At 63.3% G+C, this 16,348-nt stretch carries 16 protein-coding genes; 6 read left to right on the forward strand and 10 right to left on the reverse strand.

Going from position 1 to position 16,348, the window contains the following annotated elements; translation table 11 throughout:
- The first annotated feature begins 9 nt into the window (after positions 1-9).
- Positions 10-648 carry an FMN-binding negative transcriptional regulator gene (locus tag AC1D1L_RS26460; RefSeq protein WP_199201343.1) on the forward strand — a complete coding sequence of 213 codons (639 nt, stop codon included), beginning with the start codon at positions 10-12 and terminating at the stop codon, positions 646-648.
- A gap of 213 nt (positions 649-861) precedes the next feature.
- On the opposite strand, the gene AC1D1L_RS26465 is transcribed toward AC1D1L_RS26460, so the two are convergent.
- Positions 862-3,102: a relaxase/mobilization nuclease domain-containing protein gene (locus AC1D1L_RS26465; RefSeq protein WP_477344268.1), complete on the reverse strand. Its 2,241-nt coding sequence runs from the start codon at positions 3,100-3,102 to the stop codon at positions 862-864.
- Entirely contained in the window at positions 3,099-3,506 is a 408-nt protein-coding gene (locus AC1D1L_RS26470) for a hypothetical protein (RefSeq protein WP_477344269.1), read from the reverse strand. The genes AC1D1L_RS26465 and AC1D1L_RS26470 overlap by 4 nt, the downstream gene beginning before the upstream one ends.
- 439 nt (positions 3,507-3,945) lie before the next feature.
- Here AC1D1L_RS26470 and AC1D1L_RS26475 point away from each other — a divergent pair, with 439 nt between their 5' ends.
- Positions 3,946-4,626 carry a ParA family protein gene (locus tag AC1D1L_RS26475; RefSeq protein ID WP_199201346.1) on the forward strand — a complete coding sequence of 227 codons (681 nt, stop codon included), beginning with the start codon at positions 3,946-3,948 and terminating at the stop codon, positions 4,624-4,626.
- Complete coding sequence (locus AC1D1L_RS26480) at positions 4,623-5,030, forward strand: hypothetical protein (protein ID WP_477344270.1); 408 nt, start codon at positions 4,623-4,625, stop codon at positions 5,028-5,030. Before AC1D1L_RS26475 ends, AC1D1L_RS26480 begins: the two co-directional genes overlap by 4 nt.
- Positions 5,031-5,147: 117 nt before the next feature.
- Here the strand turns inward: AC1D1L_RS26480 and AC1D1L_RS26485 are convergent, their stop codons facing one another.
- Entirely contained in the window at positions 5,148-5,489 is a 342-nt protein-coding gene (locus AC1D1L_RS26485) for a hypothetical protein (protein ID WP_199201348.1), read from the reverse strand.
- Positions 5,490-5,546: 57 nt separating this feature from the next.
- A complete protein-coding gene (locus AC1D1L_RS26490) occupies positions 5,547-5,870 on the reverse strand; it encodes a DUF736 domain-containing protein (RefSeq protein ID WP_006205585.1) in 324 nt (107 codons plus the stop codon).
- A gap of 359 nt (positions 5,871-6,229) precedes the next feature.
- On the opposite strand from AC1D1L_RS26490, the gene AC1D1L_RS26495 reads away from it, so the two are divergent.
- Positions 6,230-6,526 carry a DUF736 family protein gene (locus tag AC1D1L_RS26495; RefSeq protein ID WP_446720631.1) on the forward strand — a complete coding sequence of 99 codons (297 nt, stop codon included), beginning with the start codon at positions 6,230-6,232 and terminating at the stop codon, positions 6,524-6,526.
- A 40-nt stretch (positions 6,527-6,566) separates the two neighbouring features.
- Here AC1D1L_RS26495 and AC1D1L_RS26500 read toward each other — a convergent pair whose 3' ends face one another.
- A complete protein-coding gene (locus AC1D1L_RS26500; protein ID WP_199201349.1) occupies positions 6,567-7,100 on the reverse strand; it encodes a hypothetical protein in 534 nt (177 codons plus the stop codon).
- Positions 7,101-7,239: 139 nt separating this feature from the next.
- On the opposite strand from AC1D1L_RS26500, the gene AC1D1L_RS26505 reads away from it, so the two are divergent.
- Positions 7,240-7,863 carry an IS110 family transposase gene (locus AC1D1L_RS26505; protein WP_477344271.1) on the forward strand — a complete coding sequence of 208 codons (624 nt, stop codon included), beginning with the start codon at positions 7,240-7,242 and terminating at the stop codon, positions 7,861-7,863.
- 19 nt (positions 7,864-7,882) lie between these two features.
- On the forward strand, positions 7,883-8,275 hold the full coding sequence (locus tag AC1D1L_RS26510; RefSeq protein ID WP_477344289.1) for a transposase: 393 nt from the start codon (positions 7,883-7,885) through the stop codon (positions 8,273-8,275).
- Positions 8,276-8,787: 512 nt separating this feature from the next.
- Here AC1D1L_RS26510 and AC1D1L_RS26515 read toward each other — a convergent pair.
- The 5 genes from AC1D1L_RS26515 to AC1D1L_RS26535 form a co-directional block, all read right to left on the reverse strand.
- On the reverse strand, positions 8,788-9,207 hold the full coding sequence (locus AC1D1L_RS26515) for a hypothetical protein (protein WP_199201351.1): 420 nt from the start codon (positions 9,205-9,207) through the stop codon (positions 8,788-8,790).
- Entirely contained in the window at positions 9,197-9,457 is a 261-nt protein-coding gene (locus AC1D1L_RS26520) for a type II toxin-antitoxin system prevent-host-death family antitoxin (RefSeq protein ID WP_057143280.1), read from the reverse strand. Before AC1D1L_RS26520 ends, AC1D1L_RS26515 begins: the two co-directional genes overlap by 11 nt.
- A gap of 63 nt (positions 9,458-9,520) precedes the next feature.
- Positions 9,521-10,462 (reverse strand): DUF2493 domain-containing protein, encoded by a 942-nt coding sequence (locus AC1D1L_RS26525; RefSeq protein WP_477344272.1) that lies wholly within the window; start codon positions 10,460-10,462, stop codon positions 9,521-9,523.
- A gap of 248 nt (positions 10,463-10,710) precedes the next feature.
- Positions 10,711-11,766: a DUF7146 domain-containing protein gene (locus AC1D1L_RS26530; RefSeq protein ID WP_477344273.1), complete on the reverse strand. Its 1,056-nt coding sequence runs from the start codon at positions 11,764-11,766 to the stop codon at positions 10,711-10,713.
- A gap of 13 nt (positions 11,767-11,779) precedes the next feature.
- A complete protein-coding gene (locus AC1D1L_RS26535; protein ID WP_477344274.1) occupies positions 11,780-16,342 on the reverse strand; it encodes a strawberry notch-like NTP hydrolase domain-containing protein in 4,563 nt (1,520 codons plus the stop codon).
- Positions 16,343-16,348: the final 6 nt, after the last annotated feature.

Here is a 16,348-nt window from a genome sequence, read left to right on the forward strand (position 1 = left end):
GATTCCCCCTTGTACGTTCCTCCGCATTTCGCCGTACCCGATCAGAACGCCCTCTTCGATCTTATCGAAAAACACCCGTTTGGTATTCTGATCACCCACAGCAATGGCTCCCTCGACGCGAACCATATCCCCTTCGAGCTGGATCGCTCAAAGGGCGACAAGGGCGTCCTCAATTGCCATGTCGCTCGCAAAAATCCTGTCTGGGAGGAAGTCGCCAATGGCGACGAAGTCCTCGTCGTCTTCCGAGCGGTCGACGCTTACATCTCGCCGAACTGGTATCCCAGCAAGCACGAATTCCATAAGCAGGTGCCGACCTGGAACTATCTCGTGGCCCACGCCCATGGTCGCATCACTGTTCGTGATGATGAGCGCTATGTGCGCCGCAACGTCGCGAAGCTTACTCACATGCAGGAGGCCAACCAGCCAGCCCCGTGGAAGATGGGCGACGCACCGAAGGATTTCATAGACACGATGACAAAAGCGATCGTGGCCTTGGAGATCGAGATCACCAGCCTGGTTGGAAAATTCAAACTCAGTCAGAACAAGGAGCTGCGCGACATCCAGAACGCCGGGGAGACGCTGATTGCGCAAGGCGCTGATGAGTTGGGACAGGCGATGCTCGCGGCTGCAGCGGCCAAATCCGAATAGCAGCTATCTTGTCCCGACAAAGCACAGGTGCTGGATTTCCCAACGGGTGACCTTGAGAGACAAATGCCTCGGCTCGCTTGAAACGGGACCAGCAACTGACTGCCCCGCAATGAGATGCGTGGCTATCGATCCTGGACCTCGGAGGCACGAACGAGCCTCAGCGACATTTGCCTGCACTCTCCCGCGCCTTAAGGGCCGGCAAGCAATCTTTGTTCAGCGCTCGTAATCGTTATCATTTGAGCGCTGGGTCTTGCGGTCCTGCTCTTCAGCCTGCTGAGCCTTCTGTTTGTTCGCGTTCTTCTGCTTGGCTGTCATCTCCTGCTCGGTGCCGGTGCGCGGCTGCTCCGGCTGGCGGGAATCGGCCCGGCTTGGAAGGTCTCGCCCCCGGGCCTCGCGCTCGGGGATCGGTTCGCCACTGCCACCACCGCGACGCTGTTGCTGCCGCTCGAATTGCAGCCGCGCGAGACGGTCGTGCATCTTGTCGTTGACCTCTTCACGATACTGCTCGAATTGTCCTTGATGCGCCGGCGGCAGCGTCTCGCGCATGTTGTCGAGAGCCTGATTGACGCGGGCCATCTGACGCCGCATTTCCAAGGGGGTTTGCGCCATGTTCAAATCTCCTATCAGTGCATTCAATTCTCTCATACCGGGATGGGACAGGAAAGACTTCTGCCCCAATTGATCCGTCACGCGACCCGCGGCAGGACCTGGTTGCCCCTCCCCTGTCCGATCGCGACGGAACTGCAGAAAATTGTTGCCGATCGACTCCGCTGCCGTGAGAGCCTGACCGACCACGCCCGCGGTCCGCATCGTCGTCACAGTCTTTTGCCATGCGGCAGCGATTGCATCGCCGTTCACCACAAGGGACTGTCCATCCAAACGGCGTTGCCGCTTGGCCTCCACCCGCTCGATCGTCCTGGCGCTGACTTGGTAGCGCGGATCGCTCTGGGCGCGGCTGTAGGCTCCGGCATGCTCCTTCGTGAAGGGCCGCGTCATCGCATGATCCATGCGCCGCGTCGCCACCATCGCAATGCCGTTCTCGCGTGCTTTTTCCGCAAAAGTCTCGCGCCAGGCGACCAGATCTGGCTTGTAGAATTTCAGGCGCTCACCGTCGGCAGAGCGCGCCTGCACCATCGCATGGATATGGACGTGCTTGGTGTCCTTGTGATGCGCCAGGACGAACTTGTATCCTGGCGCTCGCTCCTCCATCACGGCGCGCGCCGCGGCCATGACGGCGTTGGCATCGGTGCTGGCCTTTGCGGAGAAAAGCAGGTGATAGGCATTGCGGCGCTCACGTCCCGAAAACTGCGGGCGCCATTGTTCATAGACCGAAGCCGCCGCCTTGGCGGGGTTCCTCGCGCCCCGAATTGGCTCGCCGTTCGCAGTGCGGACGTCTTTGTTCGTACGGATGAACTTTTGCAAAAAGTATTTCGCCTTGGGTTCGCGGCTCACGGCCGCCGTTACCTCTGCCTTGGCGACCACCCCCGCCGCGCCCATGGCCTCAAACAACCGCGCCTCGATCTTGTCGAGAGCCTTACTGCGCGAATTCTCCCGACCACCGGCAAGCGCCTTGGCGAGCGGTCCTGCCCGCTCATCGGTGTGCGCGTAAACCTGCACCGCCTGACCATCCTGTGCATAGATGAACGGTTTTCCGCCGAAGGCCTTGTTCAAGGCCTCGCTCAAGGCGGCATCGGTGACCTCGCCGGCGAGCTCGAAACGAACCTCCAAGAAATTGGTATTTTCCAAGGGCGATTCGAACGTCTCGCAAAACGTCTCCAGGAACGCCTTTCGTGCGGCGCCTGTCGCAAGGACCTGCCCATCCTCGTCGAAAATCTCTATGTCGTGTTTCTCGCCTTTTTCGTCTTCGCGCTTTCCGATGTAATTGAGCAGCCGAGCGGCGGCTTCCCTGGTCGACGGAGGATTGGGCATGACTTTAAACACAGCAGGCTGCGCACCCGCCGCATAGCCTGCCCGTGCCGCCACGGCCCGCGCCTGATAGCCCGCCCGCGCCGCTCGCCCTGTAGCGCTCGCGCGACCCGCACCACGGCCGCCGCCGCCGCGCCGCTTCCAGTCTTCCTCCTCCTCCTCTTCCGGCCGGAAACCGGCGAGCGTGGCGCCATAGACCATGATCGGCGCGCTAGCGGCCCTGGGCGAACTCGCCGCCGTAGCGGACTTCGATGCCCTGCTGGACATGGAGCTCCCCGCCGCCCCCAATCCTCCCGGCGACGAACGAGGGGCGTTCCTGCGCCCACCTGGCGTCGCGCCGGTTTGTCCTTGCCCGAGGCGTCCGCCGCCACCGGTCCGCTCATGACTCTTCATCGCCTGGAATTCGCTGGCCTCGCGTCGGGCGCCCGTCGCGGACTTGTCGTCGTCCAGTTCCCCGCGCTTCACGCCGGACCCGCCCCGTAGATAGCGTTCGATTTCGGCCCCGTAGCCAGCAAGACGACCGCTCATGGCCTGGCCTCCCTCGCCTTGCGAGACTCGACGGTCATCGTTTTCAGTTCATCGCGAAACTGCCGCACAAGGTCGCCCACCGCGATCAGCGCCTGCTCAAGATCCTCATCGTGGGCAACACGGCCGTCGTTCATGGCGCGCACGGCCTGATTGAAATTGATGGCGACACGCCGCAGCTGATCGGTCATGTCCAAGATCGCCGGCCGCAACGCCTCTGACGCGATAGGTAGATGCCCGACCTCTGCCCGCACGAGACGCCGGACGACCTCGCTGACGGTAACGCCGTCCCGCTCCGCAATGGCTTTGAGGTTGGCCAGCTCGTCAGCCGAAAATCGGATGTGCGTCACCTCGCCGTAGCGTCGTGACGCGCTCTTCACCGCTGCTTTCTGGGCGTCTGCATCCATCTCTCAAGCCCGCTTGCGGGCGCTAAGGCCCGCCAGGGCCGCGCCGCCTATTTTGTGTGTATCACAAAATAGGCTATCCTGCCAATAGCGGCAGCAGCGCGGGCGAAATGTTCCCATCGTGATTTGATGCGATGTGTCTATGATGCGTTGGCGACTTGTATCCATGTTAACATGGATACAACGGGCCCTATGCGCAGCCGGCAAAGCTTAGTCGGAAATGCGCAGTCGATGGGCCACCGGACCTTCTTTTCTGACGAAAGCAGCTGCGCAAAAACTGCATCTTTAGCGAGCCCTTATCTGTGCGCGCCTGGGTTGCCAAACCAGGCTTCCCCGTCGACTATGTCATGATGTTTCGACCGTGATTTTGTTTCATGTGTCCATGATGACTTGTCTCCATGTTAACATGGAGACAAGGAGACAACGCCGGAAGGAGGCCCCCATGATCATCTCCGCTGCGATCCCCAAGGGCGGCACTGGCAAATCGACGATGCTGCGTGCCCTCGCATCCGTCGCGCTGCATAGGGGCTATTCGGTCACTCTCATCGACGGCGACCGGCGGCAGAACATGAACCGCTGGTTCCAGATGCTGGGCGAAGCTGGCAATCGTCCTGACAGGCTCCAGATGGTGAGCGCGATGACCCCGCAGGAAATCCTTCGCGCGGCAGCCACTCACAACGGTGAACGCTCGGTCGTCTTGATCGATACGGAAGGCACCACAAACGATAACCTCATGGCCGGGCTCTTCGCCGCCGATATCGTCGTCGTGCCGGTCTATTTTGCCCTCGACGATGTGACCGCCGCCATCCAGATCACCGACCACTACATCCCGCTGGCGGTCGAGAGCCGGGGGAGACCGCTGCCTGCGATATTCGTGCTGACCAAGCAGACCATCATCGATGGCAGGGCGCGAGCCCTGACCGAACTGCGCGCCATCATCCAGGCCAACGGCACGCCGATTGCAGAACACGTCCTGCACAATCGCGTTGCCTACCGTGACCTCCAGACCGGGCAGACCCTTTACAGCCCCGATGTGCCCGATGCGAAGGCGATTGCCGAGAGTGAAGGGGTCTTTGACGACCTTCTGCAAACCTTCATCGAAGCCACAAGGAACGCGGCATGAGCGAAGAAACCGCACCGAAACCCGGTGACGACAAGAAAGCCCGCATGATGAAGGCGATCTCCACGCAGCCGCCGGCGCTGCCCAGCATGTTCATCCCACCGAAGGCCGAGCCGTCAGGGTACAAGGAGCAAGCTGCGCCACAGATGCAGGAATCGACAAAGCCGTCACCGGCAGTCGGGCCCGATTTCCGCAAGCTGCTGCGGCAGGGTCAGAAAAAGGACCCCATCGCCGGAAAGAAGATTCGCGAGGAGGAGATGATCCGCTGCGGCTACTACCTGACGGCTGCGGAGCAGCGGCAGTTCAAGTTGCTGGCGATCAGCAACGGGCACAGCATGACCGAACTGCTGCGAAAGGCTGTCCAGGACTATATCCGCATTCATAAGCACAAACTGCCGAAGGAATAATCGGCGGTTTGGAGTCGCTGTCTCTTGCTGTAGCGGGTGATGTTCGTGGCTCTTTTGCTACGCGCAAAAAAAGGGCCCGCGACGGAGTGTTCCGTCGCGGGCCCTGAGACGTGTTGCCTACTTGGGTTGGTTGAGGTGTTTCAGCACCTGGCCGAGGATTGCGTTTTGCACCGGACGCCCGCTGGCTGCCGCTTTGTCGTCGGCCAGCTTTGCGGCCAGTTTGGGCGACAGCGGCATGAAGTCGTAGCCGTGTGAGATGGCAGCGCGGTGAAGATCCTCAAGCGTTTCGAAAGCGCGATCGTGGGTGCCGAGCCAAAGACCGGGCTCGTCGGTTTCTTCGTGCGGGAACGCTTGAAGGAAGTAGGTTCGAAGTGGCGGGTCGTAGCCGATGACAGCGTCTGGGTCCGAGCGGCCCTGTCCGGTGACGGTGCCAGTGACAGTGATGGTGTAGCGGCTCATTGCAACCTCCTTTTGCCGGTGGGGAGCCGGCCCCTTGCGGGGCCGGCCACCGATGCCTCACTGGGGGTTGTTCCAGAGGATGACCTTCTTGTTTTCCTCGCCGCCGGGGGCGGGAGCGAGGTTGCCGAAGATCACGCCGATCTCGGGGGCTTCCAGCTTGACCGAGAGGTACTCCTCTCCCGAACGCTGGGAGATGCGGTGCCAGCCGGCTCCGATCTCGAAGCCCGTGCGCTTGTTGACGATCCGGTAGTCGGGGGCGTCCTCGCGCGACTTGTTGGTGTTCGGAATGAGGGTGATCGGGGCATTGACCCGGAGCGTGGCAAAGACGCCTTCCATCGAGCCGTCGGCCTTGGTGGTGAGGTTTGCGATCGTGGTGGCCATGGTAGTTCTCCTTCGGTTGCATCGGGACCATTCCCGATGGCGCCAAAGGAGAGGGCCGTCCTGCTGCGGTCATCTCGGCGAAAATTCTGGAAAATTCTATTTGCCGAAGAATTGCGGGCAGGCCCTTCGCCTGCCCGCAGACCAAAAACAGAAATCGAATTTTCCTGAATATTCGCCGAGTGTACCCCCAACGGGGGTTGACCGCACAAAGCAGGCGGTCGTCTACAAAGGCGACATGAAACGGGAATGGCCCCGGATGCGGCAGATGGACAAGAACCCAGGCCGCCATCGCTTGACCGCCGACGCAACGCTGCCGGATCGCAGGAACATGCTGCAGCCTCTCGGGTCATGTCGTCGGCATTGCCAACACATCGAACAGCAGCCCGGCGCGTGACCTCCTTGCGTGTTCGGAATGGCGGCATAGCGGTTTCGAGATCGGAGCCGGCTGGCAGCGAACTTCACGCCCCTCGGGACGATACCGCGCAGTCAGGTTGGATGACCCGGCAAGCCAGGATGTTGTTCGGCAGGCTTGCACCCGCTTCAGAGGCGAGACGGGTCAAGATGATCATCCGCACAACGCCCGGCGCTCTGCGCGTGGAAAAGGGGCCGGCTCCGCCCGCTCATACAAGTGGATTAGGCGGCGAGGAGCCGGATGAACATAAGGAACCCGCCGGGCTGTCGGCTGGACCGCATCCATCATCCTGGCAACGCCAGACGCTCGTCCGGCATCATGCGGGCTTCGACCTGGCGGCGAATGTCCGGACCGGCATGGCGGAGCATGGCGCACCAGTCCTTCACATTGTATGTCGTCGCCATCCGGCCCCTGGTCAGATCGTAAATCACGCACGGCTTGTTCGCGATGGCGAGCCGAAACACGTTGACGGCCGTACCGGGTGATGCGCCGTCCCAGACCATCATGCCAAAGTCGGCGCGCTGCGCCATCTCCCGGTCCTTGGCGGCGTGGAACCAGTGCTCGTGAACTCCTTCAGGAGAAGGAACATGGTAGGCGGCCCAGTCGCCGAGATTGTTGCGGGGTTCCTTGTCGGCATGGAAGACGCCGACATGCTCATACTTGTACCCGGCGAGCAGGCCCTGCGCCTCGGCATCGGCTCCAGGCGCGTCGCCAACCAGCACGCCATGCTCGGCAGCAACGATTGCGCCGATGCGAGCGATGGCAGGTTCCGGCAGCTCGAATATCTCGCGTGATCCACCTATGAATATCATCGACATGGTGACTTTCCTTCTCTCCAGCGTCCCCCGCCCCGCGCTAGCCGCCCTCTCCCGCGGGCCCTGCGCGAGATGGGGTAATCGGTCGTCAGCGCCAGCACCTGCTAGTGTTTCTGCCGATTCCCCAAGACAGGAGCCTGGTATGCGCAAAGTAGTAGGACTCGATATCTCCCTGAATAAAACTTCTATCTGCATTCTTGAGCTTGACGGCACAATCGTCTGGCAAGGGAAGGTGGATAGCGAACCTGGTCCCATCATCGACAAACTCACCGCTTGGCAGGTCGACATTGACAAGGTCGGGCTGGAAGCCTGCCCCTTGTCTGAGTGGTTGCATCGTCATTTGACGGAAGCAGGCTTTACGGCTGTTTGCGTTGAGACGAACCATGCTCAGCGGTTTCTTTCCACGCGGCCCGTCAAAACGGACAAGAATGATGCTCGCGGCCTCGCCGAAATGATGCGCATCGGACATTATAGAGCCGTCCATGTGAAATCATTCGAAGCGCAGATGGTGAGAACAACACTTCAGGCGCGGCGGCAAATCGTGGCGGCCTTGCTTCAAATTCAGGGCACGATCCGCGGGCTCCTACGAATGCACGGGCTGAAGATGGGAACGACGCATCACAGCAAGTTTTCTGAACGCGTACGCGAATTGCTTGCCGAAAAGCCGGCTTTGGAGATCGCGATCGGGCCGCTTCTGCGATCGGCTGAACAACTCGGAAACGAACGGAAAGAGATGGACAAGGTCCTCCAACGCGCAGCTCGTTGACGACGTCTGCTTGCGGCTGATGACGATCCCCGGCGTAGGTCCCATCACAAGCCTTGCTTACCGAGCGACAGTTGATGATCCCGCTCGCATCTCTTCATCGAAGGCAGCAGGAGCGCTCCTTGGTCTGACCCCTCGGATTTATCAGTCTGGAGAAATCGATAGAGCAGGCCGGATCAGTCGAGCCGGCGACGGGATGATGCGCCATTTGCTTTACGAAGCTGCATCGGCCCTGATGACCCGGATCGGTAAACAGTCACGGCTTCGCTCCTGGGGAATCGCAATCGCGCGCCGTCGCGGTCTAAAAAAGGCAACTGTTGCGGTCGCGCGAAAACTCGCGGTCATCATGCACCGTATTTGGATATCCGGGAGCCGGTTCGAGCCGGGGGATGAGGTGCAGATACCGGCGACATAGCCGATACCCTTCGCACTCTCAACCTTGCGCTAAAACCCAGCCTGGACGACGGGAAAGCCAGTCCGTGACGATCCTAGCGGCACATTGCGATGTAAACCGCGCCCCTGCGAGATTGGACGGCTGACCCTCGTAGCCCATCATGGGGCCGCGCTTAGCGACGGACCCCGAACAGAAGAGAGATCCAGGATGCGGTTAGAACCGCGCAAATCGAACGGCAACCGAAACAACCCTTTTAAGAGGTCATGCCCTTGATCTGACCATTGACTAGGTACCACCGATTACAGAAGAAGGGATCGTCACCCGAAGGCCGAGACGGCCAAGCCGGCTCGGGGAGCGGCGGGACGCCGCGACTAGAGCCCGACCGGCCGCAGGCCGGCGCGCCCGGACCTTGCCGCTGCCGGAGGCGCTACGCGCATCTGGCTAGTGGCGCTTCGCGCTTGGAGCTAGTTGTCTTTGTCAGCCCGCCAGAGGCTCACGCCCTGGATCGAGCGCATGGCCGCAAAAAGAGAACGTCAATCCAGACGGCTGACGCGGCGGCCCTCGCTGCGCGCTTCGATAAAGGCGCCTGCGATCTTCATCATGAATGCCTTGCTGAAACGACCGAGGGGCTTGCCGTCGGATTCGATGTACCAGGAGCGTTCGGCAATATCGTAGTTGTATTCGTCAACCACGATCCAGCAGCGTTTGAGATCGGTCAGACCGGCGCGGCGGCACTCGATAGCGGAGACTTCCAAACCGACCCGATCACTGGTCGGTGGCTGGGTGGTTATCGCCAGGAGCGCGAGATGGGTCAGGCCATCTCTTGCGCCGCGGACAGTGATGACGACGCAGGTCGGCCGGCTCTTGCGGCCTTCCGTTTCGCCGCGCTCGTGTTGCCATGCCCAAAGATACGGGTAGGAGATCACCTGACCAGGCAGAAATCTACCGCTCATCATCGTATCCTTCCCCGCGCGCCAAGCGGTCGATCTCGGCGGCGAAGAGTTCCGTGTGTTCCTCCGGCATCTCGGAGACATGATATGCGCGGCGGGGATCGCCGCCGATGCGCATCCGTTCGTAGTGCTCGTAGCTCATCAGCACGAACCGGGGTTTCCGGTGCTTGGTGAGAATAACGGGTTCGCGGCTGGCAACGTCGGTGACGTCGCCTACCTGCTTGTTGAGATCCCCCGTCGTGAACTGGCGCATGGCTGGACTCCTTGATCAGTCTCCATATTATCTGGATTTTCTGGATTTGCAAGAAAACGGCGCTCACGCGCCGCCCTCCGCGAACCGCCAGACGGGAATGCCCAGCCGACGCGCCTTGTCGGCAAGGTTGTCGGTGATGCCGGAGCCGGGAAAGACGATCAGGCCGTAGGGCACCACCGAGAGAAGCTGGTCGTTGCGGCGGAACGGGGCCGCCTTGGCGTGACGGTTCCAGTCCGGCTTGAAGGCGATCTGGGTGACCTTGCGGTTCTCGGCCCAGCAGGCGGCGATGCGCTCGGCGCCGCGCGGGCTGCCACCGTGGAGCAGGACCATGTCGGGATGCTTCTCGCGGGCCTTGTCGAGCGCGTCCCAGATCCGGTCATGATCGTTGCAGTCGAGGCCGCCGGCGAAGGCGATCTTGGTGCCGGCCGGCACCAGCACCTCGGTTTCGGCGCGGCGGCGGGCGGCGAGGAAGTCTCTGGAGTCGATCACCGCAGCGGTCATCGCCTGGTGGGAGACCTTGGAGCCGGTGCGCGGCCGCCATGCCGATCCGGTTTGTGCCTCGTAGAGGTCGGCGGCCTCATCGCGCATGATTTCGAGCACGTTGCGGCGCTCGATATAGCTGATGCCTTCCGCGGTCAGCCGCTCCAGCTCGACCGATTTTACCTCCGAGCCGTCCTGCTCCTGCTGACTCGAGCGCTGCGCCTCCTCGTTGCGGTCGAGGCTGCGGACGACGCGCTCGGCGGCACGGTGGAAGACGTTTGCGAAGGACCAGAGCAGGTCGTCGAGATCGGGTTCGAGCCTCGTGTCACCAAGCATGCCGGCGAAGGTTTCCACGATCCCGGCGAGGCCGGCCCGGATCACTTCGTCGTCGGGAAGTGGCCGAGGATCAGGTTCGTCCTGATGCGGGCGATGGCCGTACATCTGCAGTTCGAGGATGACGCGGTCAGTCGGCGAGGAGGCGTGGTAGGGCTCGTAGGCGTCGTCGAGAGGAAGGTCGTAGGTCATGGCGGTGTCTCCGTCGGTTGTGGCCGCGCCTATCGCGGCCTGACAGCGCATCCCGGCCGCGCGCCGGGCGCGGCCGCACCGAAGGCCGGAGCGCGAGCGAAGGACGGCGAAGCCGTTGCGGCCGTGACCGGGGGGTGGCAGGGGTCGCCTCTCAGGCAGGCCGCTGGCGCGGCCTCTCCGGTGGACCGCCGCCATGCCTGCAGGCTATCCGGCGACGTCGCGCCGGCCCGCGTGCCGGCCCGACCCATTCATCCGGGTGGCAGGAAGCGACGGGCATCCTCCGGGACAAGCTGGTCGCTGAGCCATGCCGCGAGATGGGCCGGGCCGAGATGACGCAGATCGTCGTTGAAGTCGCCGAGCTGCGGCCGCAATACCAAGGCGAGAATCCCGGCCTCGGCTGCCCGCTGGCTGAGACGCTCGATGCCGTGCCGGCCGGCGGCGTCGGCATCGGCTGCGATGTAGAGGCGACGGCAGCCAGGCGGCAAGATCAGGCCGGCGAGGTGATTGGCCGAAGTGGCGGCGGCAACCGGCAGCGCCGGCATCACCACCTTAAGCGACGCCATCGTCTCGAACCCCTCGCCGGCGGCCATGACCGGGGCGAGCGCACCGGGCTCAAGGCCAAGCCAGATGGCGTTGCCCAGGAGATGACCCAGAGAGCGGCGTGGATCGGCGAGTTGCGCCTTGCCCTGACCCGAGGGATCAAGCCAGGTGCGTTGCAGGCCGGTGATCTGCCCGTCGAAGCTGGTGACAGCGGCGATGAGGGCGGGAAGGGTCCGCGTCTCGCCGGTCACGAAATCCCGGTAGTAGCAGCCGGGATGGAAGCGCAGCGCACGCTCATGCACGGAGAGCAGAATGCCGCGGCCGGCGAGGTATCGTTCGGCCAGCGTGCCGGCGATCGGCTGCGACATGGCGAACAGGCGACGCGCAGCGTCGGGGGAGCCGCGTGCCGCGGCAGGCTGGCGATGCGCGCCAAGGGACTGGGGCGCAGGCTGGGGCGATGGCAGCGGCATGGAGAGGAAGCGACGTGCTTCGTCCGCGACCTCGCGGAAGTCGACCAGACCACAGCTCAGCTCGATGACGTCAAGCAGGTCGCCATGTTCCCCCGACGACTCGTCGACCCACTTTCCGGCTGCCTTGCCGCCCACCGCTTTGAGCCGCACATGCATGGAGCGACCGCGCGTGTTGCGGACATCGCCGACCATCCAGTAGTTGCCGGAGCGATGGCCGTTGGAGAGATATTCGCGGCACACCGCCTCGGCATGTTCGCCAAGGCGGCGTGCCAGCTCGGAGGCCGAGACGGTCATGATCGTCTCCCCCTCACGCCGCTGCCGCGCGGTCGGTGACGCCGACCAGTGTGTGGCGGTCGAGCAGCGCGGCGAGGATGGACGGCCCTTTCTCGCTCGTCGGGATGAACAGCCGGAGCTTCCATGAGATGATTTCGGAGATCAGCCCCAGCGCCTTCAGCCGGGGAACAAAAGCGTCGGTAAAGCCGATCAGCTCGATACGGTGGTCGTTCATGACCCGACTGCGGCGCAGGATCAGGCCATCGGCGAGTTGCAGTCCGATCCTGCCTTCCACGAGCCCGGTCCAGGCATCTTGCGGGGCGAGCGCCGGTACATGATCGATACCCAGATTGCGCAACATGGTCGCCACAAGGGTCGGCGCGATGTGACGCCCGATGATGCGCTCGCCGGCATCGGTCTGGATCCGATAGACCTGACAATCATGATCCGGCAGCCGACGCCAGATCGGCAACAGCAGGCCCGTCACGATGTGAAAGGTGCTGGTGGTGAACTCCGGGACGGCAGTGACCTCTGCCTGCCACAGGTCGCAGAACAGATTCCGATCGGCGGGCTGCCAGTGGGTCTCGGCAAGGGCGTCGAGCCCGAAGCGCTGTTCGTCCGTCGGCCGCAGCAGGCGCACTCGGTGTTCGATGGTTCCGTCGTCGAGCATCAGGCTCGCAGTGGGCAGCCGGATCGCCGCACGGTTGGAACGGGCGTTCACCAGCAGAACCGCTTGCGGCTCGGCCCGGACGATGGCCAGCGCGTCGACGAGGCTGAGCGGCCGAATTCGGTCCTTGCGCGCGACGGTCAGCACATGCGACTGCGCGCCCGAGACTGGGTGCGCGTAGACGGTGCGGCGATCGGTGACGACGATACTCTCCGCCGTGATCGTCTCCAGGCCTTTGTCATAGGAGCCGGCAGCGATCGCGCCCTCGACCTTCGCCGTCATTAGTTGCTCGAACACCTCGAACAGCAGGTTTTGGGTTTCGATCCGCAACGCCAGCAGGCGATTGAGCCAGGTCGTGATCGGCGGCAGTTCGTCGCGCAGCCCGCCCTCGTCGGTCGTCAGCGACAGCCCGGTCACCGTCTCGAAGGTGGTGAGCGAACAACCTTCGATCCTGCCCTGATGCAGCAGCATGTAAAATTGGCGAAGTGCGGCCCGCGCGTAGAGGCTTTCGAGATTGTCCTCGGCGCGGAACAGCCCGGCACCACCGGTCTGGCGCTGGCCGCGCGTGATCGCGCCCAGCGTGTCGAGCCGTCGTGCGATCGTCGACAGGAAGCGTTTGCCGGCTTTCACGTTCGCGGCCATGGGCCGGAACAGCGGAGGTTGCTTCTGATTTGTGCGGTGGGTCCGCCCGAGACCCTGGATGGCGTTGTCGGCGCGCCAGCCGGCTTCGAGCAGATAGTGCTTGCGCAGCCTCTGGTTCCTGACCCCGAGATCGGCGTGGTAGGAGCGGCCTGTGCCGCCGGCGTCGGAGAAGATCAGTACGCTTTTGTCGTCATCCATGAAACTCTGGGTCTCGGCGAGATTGGCTGAGCCAGGGCGGTTTTCCACGGCCAGCCGCTCGATGCCGTCGCGGCCGGTCTTCTTCACGATGCGGCGCGACCGGCCGGTCACCTCGGCGACGGTGTCGGTGCCAAAGTGGTGGATGATCTGGTCGAGCGCGCTGCCGACCGGCGGCAGCGATGCGAGTTTTTCGACCATCTCGTCGCGCCGGCGAACGGCCTCGCGGCATTGAACCGGATTGCCATCTTCGTCGTGGACAGGCCGCGAATAGACGTTCCCTTCCGCGTCCGAATATTCCTCGAACAATTGGGTTGGGAAGGAGTGCATCAAGTAGCCGCCGACGTACTCGCGCGGCGTGATGTCGACATGCAGGTCCGACCACTCCTCGGTCGGGATTTCGGCCAGCCGTCGTTCCATCAGCGCCTCGCCGGTCGAGACGATCTGCACGACCGCCGAATGACCGTCGGCGCGGTCCTGCTCTATCGCGCCGATCAGGGTCGGCGTCATCATCGAGGTGATGAGATGGCTGAAGAAGCGCTGCTTGGTGCTCTCAAAGGCTGAACGCGCCGCCGATTTTGCGTCGCGGTTCAGCGTGCCGGCCTTGCTGGTGATGTTGGTCGCCTCGAGTGCAGCGGTCAGGTTGTTGTGAATGACCTGGAATGCATCGGCATAGGCGTTGTAGATGCGGATCTGTTCGTCGCTCAATGCATGCTCGAGCAGGTCGTATTCGACCCCGTCATAAGAGAGCGACCGCGCCGCATAGATGCCGAGCGATTTGAGATCGCGGGCGAGCACTTCCATCGCCGCGACACCGCCATCCTCAATCGCGGCGACGAATTCGGCGCGGTTGGCGAATGGAAAATCCTCGCTGCCCCAGATGCCGAGACGCTGCGCATAGGCCAGGTTCTCGACCGCTGTCGCGCCGGTCGCGGAGACGTAGACGACGCGCGCGTCGGGAAGGGCGTGCTGCAGCCGCAGTCCCGCCCTGCCCTGCTGCGACGGCGCGACGTCGCCACGCTCGCTTTTGCCGCCAGCGGCGTTGGCCATGGCGTGGGCCTCGTCGAAGACGATGACGCCATCGAACGATTTTTTCGCCCCCGACGGGTTTTCTCCAATTCCTGTCTGGCTTTCGGCCCTCCCTGCCGACTCTTCTCCGTTCCCTGTCGGGCCTTCGGCCCTCCCCGCCTCTTGGCCAACCCAGTCGAGGATCTGGGCTATCCGGGATTTCCTGCCTTCCCGTTCCTGCGAGCGCAGCGTCGCGTAGGTCGTGAACAGGATGCCCTCGGCAAGGCAGATCGGCGTGCCCTGCCGATAGCGCGACAGCGGCTGGACGAGAAGTTTTTCCTGACCAAGTGCCGCCCAATCGCGCTGGGCATCTTCCAGTAGCTTGTCCGACTTGGAAATCCAGATCGCACGGCGGCGCCCCTGCAGCCAATTGTCGAGTATGATGCCTGCGACTTGCCGTCCCTTGCCGCAGCCGGTTCCATCGCCCAAAAACCATCCACGGCGGAAGCGGACAGCGTTCGCAGCCCCTTCTGGTGCGGCCGAGACGACCTCGCAGGTCTCGTCAACCCTCCAGGCGCCGGCGAGATGGCCGCAATGGGCTTCGCCGGCATAGATGACGCTTTCGAGCTGGGCGTCCGACAGCAGGCCCTCGTCGATGATCGCATCAGGAAGAAGCGGCCGATAGGAAGGTTTTGGCGGCGCGACGGCGGCCATTGCGGCTGACTGCACGAGCGGCGTCGGATGCGGCTTTGCGCGGGGAATATCGATCGACTGGAGCGCGTAGGGTTCGTAGATCGTGTCGGTGAGCCGGCCGCCGTCCTCCGGCATCCAGTCGCGCAGCTCATAGGCGAGGGGAACAGCCGGGGGGGTGCTCGCGATGATGGGGCGGGTGGGCTTTGCCCGGAGGACAACAGGGCGGACTGGCCGGATGACCTGCGGAACGGCGGCAACGGCCGCAACGGGTCCGGCTCTCGCCGCGGATCGGGCGGCCCTCTGCATGGCGGCATTGCGCAGGATCCCGTTCGATAGGGTGCCGATCGAATCCGGAAAGCCACCCGGTGTCCGGGGCGGCAGATCCGTGATCAAGGCGAGCAGCGTTTCGACTTCAGTGGCCTTGCTCGGCGACCAGACGAAGCTTTTCGGGTCGGTGGCCGGTACCTTGTCGATAACTGTCAGGCGGGTCTCAGTGGCGGTGCCATGGCGGGCGTAGACACGGCCGTCGATCGCCGCGGTGAAGATGACGATGCCCTGCTGCTGCAGGCGTTCGAAGGCCGGCCGCCATTTGGGGTTTTCGGGAGACAGCCCGGTGCCGGTGATGGCGACCAGGCGCCCGCCGGCGCGCAGGCGGGCGAATGCGGAAAAGAGATGCCGCCATGCCGCGTCAGTGACGTGGCCGTCGACATAGGCGCCGACGCTGAACGGTGGATTCATCAAGACGACGGACGGCTCGATGGCCGCGTCGAGATGATCGTCGATATGGGCCGCGTCGTGCCACGAGACGGGGACCCTTGGAAACAGCAGTCCGAGGAGATCGGCCCGCGTCGCGGCAAGCTCATTGAGGGCGATCGAAGCGCGCGCCATCTCGGCATGGACGGCGAGCAGACCGGTGCCGGCCGAAGGTTCGAGAACCAGGTCGCAAGATGCGATCGCCGCGGCGTGCGCCGTGACGAAGGCGAGCGGCAAGGGCGTCGACAGCTGCTGCATGGCCTGGCTCTCGTCGGACCGTCGCGTATGGGTGGGAAGAAGATCGGCGATGCGCTTGATCATCGCCAGCGTTGCCTGGGGCGTGGTGGACCGGGACAGGATCGCAGGGCCGAACCGGCGCAAGAACAGCACCTGGGCGACTTCGAGCGCCTCATAGGCGTCCTTCCAGACCCAGAACCCCTGAGCATCGCTGCCGCCAAAACTGGTCGCCATGGCGGTGCGCAGTGCGGCGGTGGTGACAGGCTTGCCCTGCTCGAGGAAAGGCAGAAGCAGCCTTCCCGCCTGATGGATCGCCTCTGCGTTGTTGATGGAGGCCGGCGTCGGCGCGTCGAGGGAACCAGCCGTACATGCGACGGTCGAGGTAGTCGAAACAATGTTCATGGAAAT

Source organism: Mesorhizobium sp. P2_D6, from assembly GCF_056404315.1.

Coding starts and splice junctions, on each gene's coding strand:
- AC1D1L_RS26465 (WP_477344268.1), bottom strand. CDS start 3,102: ATGAGCGGTCGTCTTGCTGGCTACGGGGCCGAAATCGAACGCTATCTA.
- AC1D1L_RS26535 (WP_477344274.1), bottom strand. CDS start 16,342: ATGAACATTGTTTCGACTACCTCGACCGTCGCATGTACGGCTGGTTCC.
- AC1D1L_RS26520 (WP_057143280.1), bottom strand. CDS start 9,457: ATGCGCCAGTTCACGACGGGGGATCTCAACAAGCAGGTAGGCGACGTC.
- AC1D1L_RS26475 (WP_199201346.1), top strand. CDS start 3,946: ATGATCATCTCCGCTGCGATCCCCAAGGGCGGCACTGGCAAATCGACG.
- AC1D1L_RS26485 (WP_199201348.1), bottom strand. CDS start 5,489: ATGAGCCGCTACACCATCACTGTCACTGGCACCGTCACCGGACAGGGC.
- AC1D1L_RS26480 (WP_477344270.1), top strand. CDS start 4,623: ATGAGCGAAGAAACCGCACCGAAACCCGGTGACGACAAGAAAGCCCGC.
- AC1D1L_RS26525 (WP_477344272.1), bottom strand. CDS start 10,462: ATGACCTACGACCTTCCTCTCGACGACGCCTACGAGCCCTACCACGCC.
- AC1D1L_RS26500 (WP_199201349.1), bottom strand. CDS start 7,100: ATGTCGATGATATTCATAGGTGGATCACGCGAGATATTCGAGCTGCCG.
- AC1D1L_RS26505 (WP_477344271.1), top strand. CDS start 7,240: ATGCGCAAAGTAGTAGGACTCGATATCTCCCTGAATAAAACTTCTATC.
- AC1D1L_RS26530 (WP_477344273.1), bottom strand. CDS start 11,766: ATGACCGTCTCGGCCTCCGAGCTGGCACGCCGCCTTGGCGAACATGCC.
- AC1D1L_RS26510 (WP_477344289.1), top strand. CDS start 7,883: ATGACGATCCCCGGCGTAGGTCCCATCACAAGCCTTGCTTACCGAGCG.
- AC1D1L_RS26470 (WP_477344269.1), bottom strand. CDS start 3,506: ATGGATGCAGACGCCCAGAAAGCAGCGGTGAAGAGCGCGTCACGACGC.
- AC1D1L_RS26515 (WP_199201351.1), bottom strand. CDS start 9,207: ATGAGCGGTAGATTTCTGCCTGGTCAGGTGATCTCCTACCCGTATCTT.
- AC1D1L_RS26490 (WP_006205585.1), bottom strand. CDS start 5,870: ATGGCCACCACGATCGCAAACCTCACCACCAAGGCCGACGGCTCGATG.